This is a genomic window from Corynebacterium aquatimens (assembly GCF_030408395.1).
Lineage (GTDB): Bacteria > Actinomycetota > Actinomycetes > Mycobacteriales > Mycobacteriaceae > Corynebacterium > Corynebacterium aquatimens.
Map to the genome: position 1 here is coordinate 1,336,135 of NZ_CP046980.1, position 17,603 is coordinate 1,353,737.

General features: G+C 59.6%; 13 protein-coding genes. 5 read left to right on the forward strand and 8 right to left on the reverse strand.

Going from position 1 to position 17,603, the window contains the following annotated elements:
• Window positions 1-99: 99 nt before the first annotated feature.
• From CAQUA_RS06105 to infC, 5 genes are all read right to left on the reverse strand, one after another.
• Complete coding sequence (locus CAQUA_RS06105) at window positions 100-915, reverse strand: TrmH family RNA methyltransferase (RefSeq protein ID WP_196824057.1); 816 nt, start codon at window positions 913-915, stop codon at window positions 100-102.
• An 80-nt stretch (window positions 916-995) separates the two neighbouring features.
• The gene (locus CAQUA_RS06110) at window positions 996-1,925 is read right to left on the reverse strand and encodes a hypothetical protein (RefSeq protein WP_196824056.1); all 930 of its coding nucleotides are present in this window, start codon (window positions 1,923-1,925) and stop codon (window positions 996-998) included.
• A 232-nt stretch (window positions 1,926-2,157) separates the two neighbouring features.
• Entirely contained in the window at window positions 2,158-2,544 is a 387-nt protein-coding gene (rplT, locus tag CAQUA_RS06115) for a 50S ribosomal protein L20 (RefSeq protein ID WP_196824055.1), read from the reverse strand.
• A gap of 75 nt (window positions 2,545-2,619) precedes the next feature.
• Window positions 2,620-2,814 (reverse strand): 50S ribosomal protein L35, encoded by a 195-nt coding sequence (gene rpmI / locus CAQUA_RS06120; RefSeq protein WP_196825554.1) that lies wholly within the window; start codon window positions 2,812-2,814, stop codon window positions 2,620-2,622.
• Between the two features lie 53 nt (window positions 2,815-2,867).
• Entirely contained in the window at window positions 2,868-3,494 is a 627-nt protein-coding gene (gene infC / locus CAQUA_RS06125; protein ID WP_231375379.1) for a translation initiation factor IF-3, read from the reverse strand.
• 330 nt (window positions 3,495-3,824) lie between these two features.
• On the opposite strand from infC, the gene CAQUA_RS06130 reads away from it, so the two are divergent.
• Window positions 3,825-6,017, forward strand: a complete 2,193-nt coding sequence (locus tag CAQUA_RS06130) for a hypothetical protein (RefSeq protein ID WP_196824054.1) — start codon at window positions 3,825-3,827, stop codon at window positions 6,015-6,017.
• A gap of 46 nt (window positions 6,018-6,063) precedes the next feature.
• Here CAQUA_RS06130 and uvrA read toward each other — a convergent pair whose 3' ends face one another.
• The gene (gene uvrA, locus CAQUA_RS06135) at window positions 6,064-8,913 is read right to left on the reverse strand and encodes an excinuclease ABC subunit UvrA (protein ID WP_196824053.1); all 2,850 of its coding nucleotides are present in this window, start codon (window positions 8,911-8,913) and stop codon (window positions 6,064-6,066) included.
• 68 nt (window positions 8,914-8,981) lie between these two features.
• Between uvrA and CAQUA_RS06140 the strand changes: the two genes are divergently transcribed.
• The 3 genes from CAQUA_RS06140 (at window position 8,982) to CAQUA_RS06150 (ending at window position 13,469) form a co-directional block, all read left to right on the forward strand.
• Window positions 8,982-9,593: an MBL fold metallo-hydrolase gene (locus tag CAQUA_RS06140; RefSeq protein WP_231375366.1), complete on the forward strand. Its 612-nt coding sequence runs from the start codon at window positions 8,982-8,984 to the stop codon at window positions 9,591-9,593.
• A gap of 156 nt (window positions 9,594-9,749) precedes the next feature.
• The gene (locus CAQUA_RS06145; protein ID WP_196824052.1) at window positions 9,750-10,982 is read left to right on the forward strand and encodes a DoxX family protein; all 1,233 of its coding nucleotides are present in this window, start codon (window positions 9,750-9,752) and stop codon (window positions 10,980-10,982) included.
• A 174-nt stretch (window positions 10,983-11,156) separates the two neighbouring features.
• The gene (locus CAQUA_RS06150) at window positions 11,157-13,469 is read left to right on the forward strand and encodes an AAA family ATPase (RefSeq protein WP_196825551.1); all 2,313 of its coding nucleotides are present in this window, start codon (window positions 11,157-11,159) and stop codon (window positions 13,467-13,469) included.
• 454 nt (window positions 13,470-13,923) lie between these two features.
• On the opposite strand, the gene CAQUA_RS06155 is transcribed toward CAQUA_RS06150, so the two are convergent.
• Both CAQUA_RS06155 and uvrB read right to left on the reverse strand, forming a co-directional pair.
• Window positions 13,924-14,400 (reverse strand): universal stress protein, encoded by a 477-nt coding sequence (locus CAQUA_RS06155; protein ID WP_196824051.1) that lies wholly within the window; start codon window positions 14,398-14,400, stop codon window positions 13,924-13,926.
• Between the two features lie 11 nt (window positions 14,401-14,411).
• Window positions 14,412-16,523: an excinuclease ABC subunit UvrB gene (uvrB, locus tag CAQUA_RS06160; protein ID WP_196824050.1), complete on the reverse strand. Its 2,112-nt coding sequence runs from the start codon at window positions 16,521-16,523 to the stop codon at window positions 14,412-14,414.
• 197 nt (window positions 16,524-16,720) lie between these two features.
• Here uvrB and CAQUA_RS06165 point away from each other — a divergent pair, with 197 nt between their 5' ends.
• The gene (locus CAQUA_RS06165) at window positions 16,721-17,455 is read left to right on the forward strand and encodes a hypothetical protein (protein WP_196824049.1); all 735 of its coding nucleotides are present in this window, start codon (window positions 16,721-16,723) and stop codon (window positions 17,453-17,455) included.
• Window positions 17,456-17,603 lie beyond the last annotated feature (148 nt).

Sequence of the window (17,603 nt, forward strand, 5' to 3'; positions counted from 1 at the left end):
GCCTGTACTCGCCCTGCTTCACCAGGGCATCACGCAGCGATGCCTCCAAAAGGTCCCAGCTGGTCTCCGCCGGGGCGTGCTTTCCGTAGCGCCTGGCCATTACGCCTCCTCCCCCAGGTTCCGGCAGGACTCCCACAGGCAGATCGCGGCGGCGGTGGAGAGGTTCAGCGATTCCGCGGAGCCCCGGATAGGGATGGAGATTCTGTGGTCGGCGAGCTGCGCCACCTCGTCGCTCAGCCCGTGCGCCTCGTTTCCGAACAGCCACGCGGTGGGTTTTTCCAGGATCTCGTCGGCCTCGTCGAGGTACACCTCGCCGTTCATCGTGGTGGCGGCGAGCTGGAGGCCCGCGTCGCGCAGCTGCCCAAGGGCGCGGCGGATGTCCCGGTCGCGCACCACGGGCACGTGGAACAGCGATCCCGCAGTGGAACGCACCACCTTCGGGGATTCAGGGTCTACCGTATCGCCGGCGAATAGCACGGCGTCGGCACCCAAAGCGTCGGCAAGCCTGATGATCGTGCCCGCGTTGCCCGGGTCGGCGGCCTCAACGCACACCGCGATGAGCTTTGGTTTGCCCTTAATGATTGACGGCAGGGTCCATAGCGCGGGTCTGCAAACGGCAAAGATTCCAGTCGTTGTCACGGTATCCGACAAGTATTCGGCAGCCTTGTCCGTGATCGCGTGCGTGTAGACGTCCATGTAGTCGGCGGTGGTCACTATCTCCGCGAACTCAGTGGCGGCTGATTCGGTGACAAACAGATCGGTAGCAGCGCCCGTCGCAACCGCGGCGTCGACTGCATTGAACCCTTCCGCGAGGAACCGGTCTGCTTTCTTACGTCCGGCGGCGCGCTTCAATTTCGCCGCATTGACCACACGCGGGGTGCGTTCGGTGAACGGTTCAGCAAAATCAAGCGCCATGTGGAAAAGCCCTCCAAAACAACGGTCGGAATCGCCCCAATACTAAGTGAGAAGCTAGCTCCCGCGCTGCTGACATACGCTCACAGGCTGCGCAACAAGCTCACTGCGGCATCAAATTCGGCAACGACCAGCGACCCGTCTTTCAGCGGAACTGTGATTGAACCGCCGTCGACAACTCCCCCGTCGATGATCAGAAGCGCCAGCGGATTGTCGGCGTCGATTGCACGCGAGGCTGCGATGAGCGTGTTCACAGATTCTGCGCGTAGACGCACGACGTCTACCGGGTTTTCCTCGCACTCGAAAAGCTTTCCTTTGCTGCCCGGCCGGAATCGTCCACCCCATGTGCGTAGAGCAACTGCCACCGATCGCTTGCCAATGGTAATGACGTGATCTACCCGCACCGTGTTGTGAGGCGCTTCTGAATTGAACAGGCACTCGAGGAATGCGCGCGATACCACCGAAGAATCAGCGGTAGCAGACGCACGGCCGGGGCCAAGGGCATAGAACTCGTCCTTGCAGGACACACCGCCAGTCAGCTGGTTAAGCGCCACGTCAACGTCGTGCTCAATCACCACGCATGAATCGAGGCTTTCTTCCAGCTGTAGGGCTCTGACCTCTTTTCGGCGCAGAATGTCGGAGATCTCTACCGCGACCGGAACCGTGTGAATGCCACTGACATCACCGTGACGCGCGCGAGAGACCAAATGACGCCGCGAAGCTCTTCTTCCCTCGCGGAGAGTCTCTTCAGGATCAACAGGACCCTTTTTAACCTTGTCCCACGAGTGCTTGGACGCCCACGCCCCGAGAACCGCGAAGAAACCAAAAAATCCTAGGGGGAATACGTATTCCATCGTCGGTTCAAAAAATGTCAGAATGCTCAGGACGATGATGGCCATGACGGTTGTCGCGAACGTCAACTCAATGGCTTTCAAGCGCAACGAGTGATCAGTCTCCCGCTGCATGTGCTCGGTCAGTTTTCGTTCACGGCCATCAGAATGACGCGGAGTCATAGCAGCATCAAGTGCGCGCCCAAAAGCGTCCCAGCCCCGTTCCCCAGGTGCTCGACCTATCCGCCGCGCCATGTTGTGCCTCTTCCCGCGCTGCCCGCCGATCGTTTCCGGCAGTGTAATGCGCCATGAACTCTGATTAGTCCCAACTGAAGCAAGAATAGAAAAATCCCGCAGCCGACAGGTATGTCGACAGCGGGACAGGGACGCCTAAGAGGCGTCTATGCGGGCTGTACTAGGCAGCCTTGACCGGTGCGTTAACGTCTTCCGGCAGAGCGTTCTTTGCTACCTCGCAGATAGCGGAGAAAGCGGCGAAGTCGTTCACGGCGAGCTCAGCCAGGATCTTGCGGTCAACCTCAACCTCGGCCAGCTTCAGGCCGTGGATCAGGCGGTTGTAGGTGATGTCGTTCATGCGAGCTGCAGCGTTGATGCGCTGGATCCACAGCTTGCGGAACTCGCTCTTGCGCTTACGACGGTCGCGGTAAGCGTAGGTCTGGGAGTGTACCCACTGCTCCTTAGCCTTGCGGTACAGGCGGGAGCGCTGGCCGCGGTAGCCCTTGGCGGACTTGAGGATTGCGCGGCGCTTCTTCTTGGCGTTAACGGAACGCTTCACACGTGCCATGGTGATACTTCCTTAAAAGTCTGTTCGTATAAGTAAGTGCTTGATCAGCGATAGCTCGCTGGTGGGGCAGGCAGTTTATGCCTGGCCAAGGAGGCGCTTGGTGCGCTTAACGTCTGCCGGAGCAACGTCGGTGGCGCCGGACAGCTTGCGGCGGCGCTTGGAGGTCATCTTCTCGTTGAGGTGGCGCTTGCCGGCCTGCTCGCGGCGCAGCTTGCCGGAGCCGGTAGCCTTGATGCGCTTCGCGGTGCCCTTGTGGGTCTTCTGCTTCATGTCTGTAACACCCTTGTCGTTGTTCATTCCACTGGCTTTAAGCCGGTAGAACTTTACTTCTTACCCTTGCGAACAGGACCGATAACCATCGTCATGTTGCGTCCGTCCTGCTTCGGACGGGACTCAACCTGGCCCACCTCAGAAATATCTTCGGCGAGGCGCTCTAGGAGGCGGTACCCCAACTCCGGACGCGATTGCTCGCGGCCACGGAACATGATGGTCACCTTAACTTTGTTGCCCTTCTCCAAGAAGCGTTCAACGTTAGCCTTCTTGGTCTGGTAGTCGTGCTCATCAATCTTCGGCCGGAACTTCTGTTCCTTGACCACGGTTTGCTGCTGGTTCTTGCGTGCCTCGCGGGCTTTCTGGGCCTGCTCGTACTTGTACTTGCCGTAGTCCATGATCTTGGCCACGGGCGGTTTCGCGTTCGGCGCAACCTCAACCAAGTCAAGGTCGGCTTCGTATGCCAGCTTGCGGGCATCATCTGTGCGGACAATGCCTACCTGCTCGCCGGACGGGCCGACGAGACGGACTTCTGGGACACGGATTCGTTCATTGATCCGAGCTTCAGCGCTGATGAGAACTCCTAGAGACGTGAAATAAAGGCGATGGTCATGTTCGCTACCAACATCGCGTTCGCGTCTTATCCCCAAATTCACAAACCCGCGAAGTGAAAAACACATCGCGGGAAATTCATCCACCGCGACAGAACCAGCCGTGCTGTCCCGCGATGGGACCCACTAACGTGGTCTGCCGCTAGTCAACCCTTAGCCTTCCACTATGTGGCGGCATCAGGTGGGAGAAAATCCACTTGCGACCTGTGCGCCAATGACGCACGAGGCGGTAGTGCTGAAGAATCTAGCACAACCGACCCACAGCCCCAAATCGCCACTCATACTTACCGAGTTTTTAGGGTAAAACAGAATCCGACAGTAGTTCACGCACAGAGGACCATTCTTTAAAGACCATTCTTTGTGGTCCATACTGTGCATTCTTTCAGGGAGTGAAGATTCATGACTCAACCACCATTGCCTGGTGGACGCTCACCGGGGGGACCGGAAGATGAAGCTCTACTTGCTCGTGCTCACGCCGCCACGCACAACCTCAAGCTAGCTGTGAGCGAAGCCTCTGCGCTTATCGACGATCTGAGTAAACGCATCTCGGAAGCACACGCTTCAGTTCCTTCCACGGTGCCAGCGCAGGAACAACCAGGACCTGCGAAGGAACGACCTGCGCAGGAACGAGCTGTACCAACGCCGGCCGCTGCAGTGGGCGCCCCGCAGCCTCCGCACGAGCCAGTGCCGGCGCACGCTGCTGCCCCTGTGCCTGAACCAGCTATGCAGCCGCAGCACCCCCAGTACCCCGGTGCTCCGATGATGATGCCGGCGCCGAAACCGAAAAAGCAGCTCACCACTGAGCAGAAGGTGTTGCGCACCCTGGCGGTGCTGGGATCGTTGATCACGCTCATTGGTGTCGGCTACGCGGTGGCTCTGGCTATCCAGTCCGGCCTGATCGGCCCGCAGATGAGGGCTATCCTGCTGGCCCTGTTTGCCTTCGCGCTGCTCGGCATCGGAATCTGGGTGGACAGATCCAAGGGTTCCTCGGTAGGCGTTACCGCCTTGTACATCACCTCATTCTTCGTTGGTGTTGCGGACATCGCCTACATGACTACCGATGAGGTGGGATGGTTCAACATCACCGGCGCCGCGATAGCTCACGCAGTGTGGTGGTTACTGCACCTGGCAGTGGCTATGTGGAGGAAGAACACAGCCGTCATTTTGTTGATGGTGTGCGGGCTCATTTTCTACTTCTACGGTTTCATGATTCCGTCGGCTTCCGATGTGAAGACGCACTTCGTCTCACAGATCATCACCGTCTTGCTCATTCCACTGACGGTTGGAGCAACCTGGCTCGTTCCGGCAGACCAACGCAAACTCGATGTCGGCAGGATCCGTACTGCAGCTGGTGTCATTTTCTTCTTCATGGTGGTAATCCCCAGGTGGACCACGAGGGAAGGGATTTTCTCCTACTTCGTTGTGCTCGGCACCATGCTGCTTTTGATCGCATTGCTGTTCGTGATCACCGAACTTTATGCCCCGATCGATGAAACGTTGGATGGCTCGGCCGACGCCAAGTCTGCGCCTAACCCGCCGGACGATGGTTCAAGGAACCGCCCGCAACAGCTCCATCCTGGAGCTAGTGTTCACCGCGCCGTGTCCATCATCATCGTTCCTGCGCTCCTTGCCCTCGCGGTGACGACGCATTCAAGGAATTGGGAACACTGGATGATCCCTGTCTTCGCGGCAGTCACGCTGGCGTTGATCTACTTCGCGTCGAACGGCGGCACGAACGATACCAGCGATGGTTCCCCCGAAAACAGCAGTGGTTCCCCCGAACGCGGCTCCCGGAGCGGATCCGGCAACCGATTCCTCATGCCAGCAGTCCTGCTGTTCGGCTCATCCTTCTTGACGCCGTACTTTGGTTTCGCATTAGGAGAAACAAACCGCACGGTTGCACAAGATGGCTCCAGTTTGATCAAGTCATATCTGGTTCTGGTCATCTTTGCGCTGGCATTCGCGCCGGTCGCGGCGATCATGGCAAAGCGTGAACTCAACCGAGGCGCGGTCATCGTTTGGTGGGGAGCCATGCTGGCCATCCTCACTATTGACCTTCTGCCCGTGGTGCTCGTTGGCCCAGAGACATCCAAGGCGGTCATCCCGATCCTGATCCGCGCGGTCATTCTCTTTGCAATCATCTTCGCGGTGCTGAGCCAAAGCTGGTTGTGGCGCAACCAATCAACAGGGGTGACCACAGTCATGGGCGCGGGCTTCCTTTACTTCAGCACGCTCGCGATGGTCAACCTGTCTATCTCCCTGGCGGGTCTCGTAGACGTGGATGCTAAGAGGACTGGCTTCATCATCGGCCACGCCGTGGTGTCGGTGTCGTGGATCCTCATCGCGTCGTGGTTGTTGCTCACGCGCAAGCCGCCGATTGCGGAGAACGCGGCCCTGACGCTTGGCTTGATCCTCACCATCGCGGCGTCGGTCAAGCTCGTGTTCTTCGATCTAGCGTCGCTCAGCGGCATTACCCGTGTGCTCGCGTTCATCGTTTCCGGTTTGCTGCTGCTAGCAGTCTCCGTGATTAGAGCCCAGCGCAACAACGAACCGCAAGAGCCAGCTCCTGCCGCGCCGGGGCCGCAGCTCTAACCGCCCTCACACGCTTGCGCCCTTAGACGCTCACACCCTTAGATCCTTAGACAATGTCGGCGAGGAACTGGCCGGTGAAGGATCCGTCCACCTTCGCAACATCCTCCGGGGTTCCGGTAGCCACAACGGTTCCGCCGCCGGCGCCGCCTTCAGGCCCCATGTCAATGATCCAGTCCGAGCACTTGATCACATCCAAGTTGTGCTCGATGACCACCACCGAGTTGCCTTTGTCCACGAGCCCGTCGAGCACCATCATCAGCTTGCGGATGTCTTCAAAGTGAAGACCCGTGGTTGGCTCGTCAAGGATGTAGATCGTGCGGCCGTTGGAGCGCTTCTGCAGTTCCGCTGCGAGTTTCACGCGCTGCGCCTCACCACCGGACAAGGTGGTGGCGGACTGACCAAGCCGGACGTAGCCCAACCCCACGTCGACAAGCGTGCTCAAGTACCTGTGGATTGAGCTGATGGGCTCAAAGAACTCAGCCGCTTCTGCAATCGGCATGTCCAGAACCTCTGCGATGTTCTTGCCTTTGTAACGAACCTCGAGGGTCTCGCGGTTGTAGCGCGCACCATGGCACACTTCGCACGGCACGTAGACGTCCGGCAGGAAGTTCATCTCAATCTTGATCGTGCCGTCACCATGGCACGCCTCGCAGCGTCCTCCCTTGACGTTGAAGGAGAAGCGCCCGGCCTTGTACCCGCGGACTTTCGCTTCCTGCGTCTCAGCGAAGAGGTTGCGGATCTTGTCGAACACGCCCGTGTACGTCGCCGGGTTTGAGCGCGGCGTGCGACCGATCGGGCTTTGGTCCACCTGAACGAGTTTGTCCAAGTGCTCAAGGCCGCCAACATTCTTCACGCGGCCCGGCACTTGGCGCGCACCATTGAGGCGGTTTTGCAGCGTGCGCGCCAGGATCTGGTTCACCAGAGTCGATTTACCAGAGCCCGAAACGCCAGTCACCGACACCAGTACACCAAGCGGAATATCCACGGACACGTTGTCCAGATTGTTCTCACGCGCACCGTTGATGCGGAGCATTCGCTGCTTATCGACGGGCCGACGCGTCTCCGGAACCGCAATCTCCTTGCGGCCGGCGAGGTAGTCCCCGGTCAGTGAGTTCTTTGCTTTCTTGATGCCAGCCGGTGTTCCTTGGTACACCACTTCCCCGCCGTATTCACCGGCCAGCGGCCCGATGTCGATCAGCCAGTCGGCTTCCCTAATCGTGTCTTCATCGTGCTCCACAACAACGAGCGTGTTGCCAATGTCGCGCAGTTTCTTCAGCGTAGCGATCAGGCGCTGGTTATCCCGCTGGTGCAGACCAATGGAAGGTTCATCGAGAACGTAGAGCACGCCAGCCAGACCGGAACCAATCTGCGTCGCCAAGCGGATGCGCTGGGCCTCACCGCCAGAGAGCGTTCCCGCAGAACGCGACAGGGTCAGGTAGTTCAACCCCACGTCGATGAGGAAGCGCAGGCGCGCCTGAATCTCACGCAGAACAGCACCGGCGATCATTTCCTCGCGGTAGCCAAGAACGAGGTTGTCCAGATACTCGCTGGCGTCTTCCACGCTTAGCGCCGCCAGACCCGCGATGGATTTCTCCCCGTGCGTAGATGAATCAAGCCGCACGGCAAGAATCTCCGGTTTGAGACGAGCCCCACCGCACGTGGGACACGGCACGTCGCGGGTATACGCCAGGAACCGTTCCTTGACGCGCTCGGAGTCGGTTTGCTCAATCTTGCGGTTGAGGTAGCCGATCACTCCCTCATACGCAGCGGAGAACGTGCGCTGGCGGCCATACCGGTTGCGGTAACGCACCGTCACCTTCGTCGACGAACCATGAATAAGGTGGTCGCGGTCTTTCTTGCGCAGCGAGGAAAACGGCGCGTGCGGATCAAAGCCCTCCGCTTCACCGAGAGCGACGATGAGTTTGGTGAAGTACCCCTTGTTCGGGCTGGAGTTCCACGGCTGGAACGCGTCAACCGCAGGAGCATCCGGGTCCGGGATCACCAGGTCCGTATCAATCTCCTTCCTCATCCCCAGACCGTCGCAGGCTGGGCAGGCACCAAACGGCGAGTTGAAGGAGAACGCACGCGGCTCGTATTCCTCGATGTTCAGGGTGTGCCCATTCGGGCACGCCATTTTCTCGGAGAAAATCACGTACCGGTCATCGTCGTCCTGATCACGTTCGACGAATTCGAACGCAACCAGGCCGTCGGCAAGCTTAAGCGCCGTCTCCACGGAATCCGTGAGCCGCTGCTTCTGGCTTTCCTTGACCGTGAGGCGGTCCACCACGACGTCGATCGTGTGCTTGATCTGTTTTTGCAGCTTCGGTGGGTCGGTGAGCTGGTATGTTTCCCCGTCCACGTTGACGCGCGCGAAGCCTTGCGCCGCCAGGTCCTTGAACAGGTCCACGAACTCGCCCTTGCGGCCACGCACAATCGGAGCAAGCACCTGGAATTTCGTGCGCTCAGGCTGCTCCATCACCTGGTCAACGATCTGCTGCGGCGTTTGACGCTCAATCACCGCGTCACACTCAGGGCAGTGCGGCGTGCCCGCGCGGGCGAACAGCAAACGCAGGTAGTCATAGATCTCTGTAATCGTTCCCACCGTGGAGCGCGGGTTGCGGTTGGTGGATTTTTGGTCAATGGACACCGCGGGCGACAGGCCATCAATGTATTCAACATCAGGCTTATCCATCTGCCCCAAGAACATGCGCGCATAAGAGGAGAGGGATTCGACGTAGCGACGCTGTCCCTCGGCGAAGATCGTGTCGAAGGCTAAAGAGGATTTACCGGACCCCGAAAGCCCAGTAAACACCGTCATTTTGTCGCGCGGCAGCTCTACATCAATTCCTTTGAGATTGTGTTCGCGCGCGCCGCGTACGGTTAGCTTATCTGCCACGTTTCATTCCCGCCGTAAAGTTGATAGGTCCTCTAGCGATGCTACCGAAGACAACTATCGTGGGACCCATGGCTACCAACACCTCCCCGCTTACTCTCGCGCGCACGAGCGTCTCAAGCATGGACAACAATTGCTACCTGTTGTGCTGTGGTACGCAGGGCTTGCTTATCGACGCCGCGGATGACGCCCCAGCCCTACTTGCCCTGGCGCGTGACAACGGCGTAGAAATCACCGATGTTTTGACCACGCACCGGCACTACGACCACGTACGCGCGCTCGCCGACATCCTTAAAGAAACCGGTGCAACGCACTGGGCCTCTCATCTGGATGCACCCGCCCTGCCGGTTGCTCCGGATCACGAGCTCACCGAAGGCGACTCGGTCAACTTCGCCGGTCATGAGTTCCCCGTCCACATTCTTCGTGGCCACACCCCCGGCGGCGTCGCCCTCGTCGCTGAGATTGATGGCACAGTCAATCTCTTCGTTGGCGATTCCCTTTTCCCCGGCGGCCTAGGCAAAACCGCTTCCGACGGTGACTTCCTGCGCCTGTTCAAAGACGTCACCGCGCGGCTTTTCGACGCATACCCTGACGACGTCATCGTGTGGCCCGGCCACGGAGAACCGACCACGTTGGGTGACGAACGCCCGAAACTACCCGAATGGCTCGAGCGTCGGTGGTAGTCCACCAACAGTAATTCACCACAGAAAAGTAACACTTAGACAACAACACCGCAGGTAGAGAAAATATCCGCCCGCCAGCAACCGAAACGTGTCTAAAGTGGACTGGGTACATTCGGTACATCCGATCATCAAATGGATTGAAGGAATAGCACGATTATGATCCGCAAATTCGCACGTCCGATGCTCGCTTCGGCGTACATCGCCGATGGCGTAAGCAGCTTCACCAAGGCGTCTGAGCACGCCGGCGGCGCAGAGAACGCCCTGAGCCAGATCAAGGGCCTGCTTCCTAGCCAGTACGCGAAGTTCATCCCGTCTGACCCGGAGACCGCCGTCAAAATCAACAGCGGTGTCAAGGTCGGCGCCGGTACCGCGTTTGCCCTTGGCAAGATGCCGCGGCTGGCTTCCGGTCTTCTGGCAGCGTCGTCCGTTGCCACAATGATGGGCCGTAACGCATTCTGGAACGCCTCCGACGCTGATGAGAAGGCTCGCCAGCGCAACGGTGCACTGACCAACGTTGCCCTCCTCGGCGGCGTTCTTATCGCCTCCCAGGACACCGCTGGTAAGCCGGGCCTGGCATGGCGCGCCCAGGACGCATCCAAGCGCGCTAAGAAGAACATCCAGCAGGCTCTGCCTGGCCAGACTGAAACCGAGAAGGCTCTGGGCAAGGCAAGCGACTGGTTCTCTGACACCGCTGAGACCGTTTCCGAGCGCGCTCAGGAAGCTGCAAAGCAGGCAGCTGATTACTACGACGACAACAAGGACGACTGGAAGAAGACCGCTTCCAAGTGGGCCGACAAGGCTTCTGACAGGGCACAGTCTTTCGCTGAGGACGCAAGCGACTGGGCAAACGATAAGTACGGTGACCTCAAGCCCAGCAAGTTTGAACAGTACAAGGCGAAGCGCCAGGTCAAGGGCTTCATCGGCGACCTGCAGGACAACCTCGAAGACACCTACAAGGACGTCAAGCCCTCCAAGCTGGAGAAGGCGAAGGCCAAGCACAAGGCTAAGGGCCTGATCTCCGACGTGCGTGGCAGCGTTGAGGACTGGGCTGATGACGCAAAAGACCAGTTCGAGGACCTCAAGCCTTCCAAGGTTGACAAGTTCAAGGCAAAGCACAAGGCCAAGAGCGTTGCCAATGACCTGCAGAACTCCCTCGACGACTTGGGCCCCTCCGACTGGGAGAAGTTCAAGACCAAGCGCAAGGTCAACAAGAAGGTCTCCAAGCTTCAGGACCGCGCTCAGGATGCCGTAGACAACCTGCAGCACGCACGGGATGAACTGGACGCTTCCCCGTCCTGGTGGCAGAAGCGCAAGTGGAAGAAGCGCGTCAACAAGGCTGAGAAGAACGCTCAGAAGGCAGTGAAGAAAGTTGAGAAGAAGCTGAAGTAGCTTCCGCTCCCCTCTTAACTCACACCGCAACCCCACACCGGGAATTTTCCCCGGCGTGGGGTTGTTCGCTTCTTAGGTAGAATTTCCCGCGCTTAGGTTAAGGAGGCATGCTTGGTGGGACACCACGAACACGACGAAGACTTCTCTTCCACGACGTCGAAGCCCGTTAAGCGCATGAGCGCCAACGACAACGCCATCATCGATGAGGAGCAGCGCTACGTCGATACCCTGTTCGCCCACCTCGATCAGGAAGTCGCACACGCACAAAAGCGCCTCGCCGACGTGCAACGCGACGTCGACCCAGAAAACCCCGACGCCGACGCCCTCGTGCGCCGCGAAACCGAATACCACGGTCTCAACGCCAAACTCGACGACCTCAACGTCGCCGAAACCGGCCTCGTATTCGGCCGCATCGACGTCGAGGACCCAGACCCCGAAAACCCCGTCGCAGCGCCTGGCGGCGCTGCGACGAACGACGAAAAGAGCGGCGCTGCGACGACAAACGAACTCGCGGGCGGCGCTGTCGATCGGCGCTACATCGGCCGCATGGGCCTCGACGACCGGGCTGACAACTACCGGACACTGCTCCTCGACTGGCGGGCACCCATGGCACGGCCCTACTACCTAGCCACCACGGCACACCCCGAAGGCGTGCTGTCGCGCCGGAACATCCGGATGAAGGGCCGGACTGTCACAGCCGTGGACGATGAGCGGTTGTCGGGAAAAGAGGTTGTGGGGGAATCGTCGATAAGCGAAAGCTCTGATGTAAGCAGCGAAGCGGCGCTGCGGCGGGCGATGAATGCGCCGCGCACGGGGTACATGCAATCGATCGTGGAAACCATCCAGCGTGAGCAAGATGAGATAATCCGCGAGCCTTCGCGCGGCGTCGTGGTCGTTGGCGGTGGCCCGGGAACCGGTAAAACTGCGGTTGCGCTTCATCGCGTGGCGTACCTTATGTACACGTGGCGGGAGCAGCTGACGCGCACCGGCGTGTTGATCGTAGGACCGAACCGGACGTTTCTTGACTACATTTCGCGGGTTCTGCCTGAACTCGGTGAAACAGGCGTAGTGCTGTCCACCGTGCAGGATCTTGTTCCTGGCTTTAGGCCGCTGCGGACGGAATCGCTGGTCGCGCGGGAGGTCAAGGGGTCGGGTGAGATGGTGGCCATTTTGAAGCGGGCGGTGCAGAACCTTCAAACTGTTCCTGCGGCAGCGACGACCGTGACCATCGATGGCATTGAGCTGGACGTGACCCCAGCGATGATTAAGCAGGCGCGGACGCGCGCGCGGCGATCGCGGAAGCCGCACAACCTCGCGCGGCCCTACTTTGCTGAGGCGCTAACGGAGTCGATCGCGCAGGCACTCGCTGCGCGCATCGGTGAAGATCCGCTGGGCGGAACCAACTTGTTGTCGCGGGCGGACGTGGATCAGCTCCACGATGACCTAGCCGACGACCCGCAGATCCTCGCCCTGGTTGATGAGCATTTTCCGCAGCTCACACCCGTCGATGTGCTCGCTGGCCTGCTGGGCAGCCGTGAGGCAATCGCCGCCGCAGCCTTTGATTACGACGACATCACCCAAGACGCGCTGTACCGCGAAGACGCCACCGCATGGACACCATCGGACACTGCGCTTATCGACGAACTTTATACCCTAATCGGGCTCACCAGCTCTGCCGAGGAAAAGGACAAACAGGAACAGCAATGGCGCGAACTCGTGGCCGAAGCCGAGGACGCACTGGACATCCTGGCATCCTCTGAGAACACCGACAACGACGACGAATTTGAAGCTGAGATCCTATCTGCCCACGACATCATCGATGCGGAAACGCTGGCGTCCCGCCAGCGGGAAACCGACGTGCGCTCCACCGCGCAACGCGCCCAATCCGACATGACCTGGGCATACGGGCACGTGATCGTGGATGAAGCCCAAGAGCTCTCCCCGATGGAATGGCGCATGGTCTTCCGTCGCTGCCCCGCCCGGTGGATGACCCTCGTTGGCGACCCTGCCCAGACGTCCTCCCCCGCCGGCGTCGACTCCTGGGACGATGCCCTAGAACCCTTCGTTTCTGGCCGGTTCACCTACCACGAGCTGAGCGTGAACTACCGCACTCCCGCCGAGATCATGGAACTCGCCGACCGGATCCTTGCCGTCATCGAAGCCGCCGGTTCGTTTGACCAGCCGCAGCTAGCCGAATCCCCGCACGGCACCGTGACCGTCCGCTCCACCGGGGAGCCGGTACATTTCCTTCCCTCCGGCACCGACATCGATGCTGTCCGCACCGAACTCGAAGCCCGCGGCGGCCTCGTCGCGGTCGTTACCGCAGACAACGTCCACGACGTGAAGGGACTCGAGTACGACCACGTCATCGTCGACTCCCCCGAAAACATCGTCGATGCCTCACCCCAAGGCTGGCAGGATCTCTACGTCGCCGTGACCCGCGCAACCCAATCACTCACCGTGATCGGCCCGCTCGACCTGCCCTAGCCATCCCCTTCCCGGTCCTCCTTCCCTCCCCGGCCCTCCTTCCCTCCCCGGCCCCCCTTCCCCAGACGCCTTCCCTCCCCGGCCAGTCAGCGTCCTGACGATGTTGACACTTCCGAAAAGCCGACCTGGTGATTTAGCGCCGGAACCGGCGAAAAGTGTCACCATCGTCAGGATCCATCCCCGGCGACCCCACAACGGGCGGCCAAGGCAAGCAGACACCCCGCACCATCCCAGTTTCGGCCCCCCCACAGGCCGGGCCACAGGCCGGGCCGCGGCTTAACACCCACAGGCCAGACGGCGTCCTGACGATGCTGACACTTTCGAAAAGCCGACCTGGGGTTTTAGCGCCGGAACCGGCGAAAAGTGTCACCATCGTCAGGATCCACCCCCGGCGAACCCACAAAAAGGGCCCAGCCGCGGGCCGGGGCTGGGAGAAAGGGTAAGGAGAAGGCGGCTAGGACACGGTGTGGACGATCATGACGTCGCAGTCGGACTGGCGGGCGATGTCGGCGGGTACGGAGCCGAGTAGTCTCCCAGTCAGTGTGTTGATCCCGCGGTTGCCTACTACTAGTAGGTCGGCATTGTGCTCGTTCACGATTGCCATGAGGGCTTGGACTGGGGTGCCGCTTTGCACGACGGTTTCCACTTTGGTGGCGCCGGCGGAGCGGGCGTGTTCGGCGGCGGCGTCGAGGTTTTTGCGGGCGGTCTCATCGCCGAGGACCGGGACGGAATCACGGCGGACGGCGCTGGATTGCGCGACCTCGTCCTCACTGTCGTAGTAGGCGCAGCCGATAACCAGCGTTGCATCGAATGCGGCGGCGATGCTTGCGGCCCGCTCAACTGCAAGGAAGGATGACGGCGAGCCGTCGGACCCGACCACGATGGTGTCGTAGTCGGTGCTGCTCGTGGTACCCGTGCTGCCTGTGCTCATAATGCCCACAACTATATACCGGCCTCTTTTACGCCGCGAAGCTCCTTGCGCAGGTCCACGATTTCGTCGCGGAGTCGCCCGGCGAGCTCAAACTTCAGTTCGGCGGCGGCTGCTGTCATTTGCCCAGTGAGTTTGTCAATCAGGGCTTGGATTTCATCGCTCGCCATCGTGGAGGTGTCACGGGATTCCAGCATGGCCTCCTCACCGGAGCCAGCGTTTTTGGAACTGTCCGCGGATTCGGTGCCCTCGTTCTCATAGACCTCGTCGAGGATGTCTGCGATCTTCTTGCGCAGCGGCTGCGGGTCGATGCCGTGTTCTTTGTTGTAGGCGATCTGCTTTTCGCGGCGGCGCTCGGTCTCATCGATGGCTTCCTGCATGGAGTCGGTGACGTTGTCCGCGTACATGATGACTTCGCCGGAGACGTTACGGGCGGCACGACCAATGGTCTGAATGAGTGATTTCGTGGAGCGGAGGAAACCTTCCTTGTCCGCATCCAGAATCGCAACGAGGGATACTTCGGGCAGGTCAAGGCCCTCACGCAGCAGGTTAATTCCCACGAGCACGTCGTACTCGCCAAGGCGCAGCTGGCGGAGAAGCTCGACTCGTTGCAAGGTGTCAATGTCAGAGTGCAGGTAGCGCACCTTGATCCCGTGATCGAGCAAGTAGTCCGTCAGGTCCTCGGCCATCCGCTTCGTCAGCGTTGTCACCAGAACGCGTTCGTCCTTGTCCACTCTCTGCCTGATTTCGTCGATAAGATCGTCGATCTGTCCCTTCGTGGGCTTGACCGTGACCTTGGGATCAACCAGGCCGGTCGGGCGAATCACCTGTTCGACGAATTCCCCGCCCGAGGCGGCAAGTTCGTAATCGCCCGGCGTCGCGGACATGTAGACCGTTTGTCCCACGCGGTCCTCGAATTCGTCGAAGGTCAGCGGGCGATTATCGACGGCCGATGGCAAGCGGAACCCAAATTCCACGAGGTTGCGCTTGCGGGACATATCGCCTTCGTACATGCCACCGATCTGCGGAACGGTGACGTGGGACTCGTCGATGATGGTGAGGAAGTCCTCCGGGAAGTAATCAATCAGTGTCGCCGGCGCCGAACCGGGTCCGCGCCCATCGATATGCCGCGAATAGTTCTCAATGCCGGAGCAGAACCCGACCTGTTGGATCATCTCTAGGTCGTACTCCGTGCGCATGCGCAGGCGCTGCGCCTCGAGCAGTTTGCCGCGGTTTTCCAGTTCCTCGAGCCGATCCGCAAGCTCCGCTTTGATGTCTTCTACGGCGCGTTCCATGCGGTCGTCGGTGGCCACGTAGTGCGTGGCGGGGAAGATCCGCAGCTCTTCGCGCTTGTTCAAAACGTTGCCGGTCAGCGGGTGGATGTAATACAGCGAGTCGATCTCGTCGCCGAAAAACTCCACGCGCACCGCGACCTCTTCATAGGCTGGGATGATGTCCACCGTGTCGCCTTTGACGCGGAAGGTTCCGCGCTTGAAGTCAACGTCGTTGCGTTCGTACTGGATGTCAACGAGCAACCGCAGGAAACGATCGCGTTCAACCTCTTCGCCCTCACGCAGCACCACGGAGCGATCAAGGTAGCTCTGCGGCGTTCCCAGACCATAGATACAGGACACCGACGACACCACAACGACATCACGGCGCGACAGCAACGCCGATGTCGCCGAGTGGCGCAGTCGCTCCACGTCGTCATTGATCGACGAGTCCTTTTCAATGTAGGTATCCGTCTGCGCGATGTACGCCTCTGGCTGGTAGTAGTCGTAGTAAGACACGAAGTACTCGACCGCGTTGTTCGGCAGTAGCTCCCGCAGCTCCGTCGCCAGCTGCGCCGCCAGCGTTTTGTTCGGCGCCATCACGAGCGTCGGTCGCTGCTGCTGCTCAATGAGCCACGCCGCGGTCGCCGATTTACCGGTACCCGTAGCACCCATGAGCACCACGTCCGGCTCCCCCGCCCGAAGCCTGCGGTCAAGCTCCGCGATTGCAGTCGGCTGGTCACCGGAGGGCTGAAACTCACTGACGACCTCAAAGAGTTTCTCACTACGCTCCACCTCACCCACAGGGCGGAACTCAGAGTGCGACAGGACCGGATGTTCAGCAGCAAAAGCCATGCGCTTCAGTCTATCTACACGCGCAAATCACGCATTCTCGCTTATCGACGACCCCCACCACCCCCGAACCCTCAGCCACTTCCAAGGTTTCTGGGGGCTATACCCCAGTTTCATTTACTTTCCGCGTAAAACCTTTTACTGTGCTCCCCAGCGCCACCCCGCGCCATGTCCACACTTTCACCCAGAAAGGACCCTCCATGCGCAAGCACTTCATCGCCGCGGCCACCGCGGCGGCACTCGTCACCGGCGTTGCAGCCGCTCCGGCAGAGGCAAAGGTCGAACCAGACGTAGAAATTTTTAACCTTCAGGTTGGCCCGGGAATCTGCTATGCAGTTACTAAGTCAGACAACATGGACAATCTGTTCAAGGACGCCTTTAAAGAGGTTGGTCTCAGTGAAACAGACTACAAGGATTTCAAGGCGGAAACCCTCGATGATGTAGATACCAGCATTCTTGAAGGGATTCAGAACACCTTCGATTTCGTTCCATTTGAAATGCGGTACAAGGACGATGAATCCCTCCAAGATTGGAAAACACGGCTCAGCGAACTAAAGAAAGACAGTGCCACCGCAGAAGAGGAGCTCAAAGAAGCTGAGAAATCAGGAGACTCCAAAGAGATTGTGGAAGCAAAGCAGAATCTCGCTGGAGCACGCGCTATCGAAAGGCTGTTCAACGCTGCCGACGAGGAAATGACTAAGTGCATCAAGAGCAAGACCGGCCAGAGCCTGAGTTCTTTGCTCTCCAGCGTTGGCAGCTCGAAGGGAGCCGACAAAAGCGGTTCAGCAGAAAAAGGCGAGAACAAGGAGCTAAGCACCGGAGCCAAGGTGGCTATCGGAATTATCGTTCCCTTAGCGCTCATCGGACTGATTGGAGCGGCTCTGCCGACACTCAAGAAGGTGCTTCCCCCGCAGATTGCAAAGATGCTTCCGTAAGGAACTAGCGCTCAGGCGCACAACTTTCCCGGTCGTCCACTGGTCGTCCGGGATTTTTTGCATAAGTTCCTCTCAGCTATGGCGTCATCTAAGCGAACGCGATAATTTGGTACGCAAAGATCTAGATAACTAATCACGTGGCCTACCA

Excerpts from the sequence above, each read along its gene's own strand:
- CAQUA_RS06145 (WP_196824052.1), top strand. The coding sequence starts at position 9,750 with ATGATCCGCAAATTCGCACGTCCGATGCTCGCTTCGGCGTACATCGCC.
- rplT (WP_196824055.1), bottom strand. The coding sequence starts at position 2,544 with ATGGCACGTGTGAAGCGTTCCGTTAACGCCAAGAAGAAGCGCCGCGCA.
- CAQUA_RS06105 (WP_196824057.1), bottom strand. The coding sequence starts at position 915 with ATGGCGCTTGATTTTGCTGAACCGTTCACCGAACGCACCCCGCGTGTG.
- infC (WP_231375379.1), bottom strand. The coding sequence starts at position 3,494 with ATGTGTTTTTCACTTCGCGGGTTTGTGAATTTGGGGATAAGACGCGAA.
- CAQUA_RS06110 (WP_196824056.1), bottom strand. The coding sequence starts at position 1,925 with ATGACTCCGCGTCATTCTGATGGCCGTGAACGAAAACTGACCGAGCAC.
- rpmI (WP_196825554.1), bottom strand. The coding sequence starts at position 2,814 with ATGAAGCAGAAGACCCACAAGGGCACCGCGAAGCGCATCAAGGCTACC.
- CAQUA_RS06155 (WP_196824051.1), bottom strand. The coding sequence starts at position 14,400 with ATGAGCACAGGCAGCACGGGTACCACGAGCAGCACCGACTACGACACC.
- CAQUA_RS06150 (WP_196825551.1), top strand. The coding sequence starts at position 11,157 with ATGAGCGCCAACGACAACGCCATCATCGATGAGGAGCAGCGCTACGTC.
- uvrB (WP_196824050.1), bottom strand. The coding sequence starts at position 16,523 with ATGGCTTTTGCTGCTGAACATCCGGTCCTGTCGCACTCTGAGTTCCGC.
- CAQUA_RS06165 (WP_196824049.1), top strand. The coding sequence starts at position 16,721 with ATGCGCAAGCACTTCATCGCCGCGGCCACCGCGGCGGCACTCGTCACC.
- CAQUA_RS06130 (WP_196824054.1), top strand. The coding sequence starts at position 3,825 with ATGACTCAACCACCATTGCCTGGTGGACGCTCACCGGGGGGACCGGAA.
- CAQUA_RS06140 (WP_231375366.1), top strand. The coding sequence starts at position 8,982 with ATGGCTACCAACACCTCCCCGCTTACTCTCGCGCGCACGAGCGTCTCA.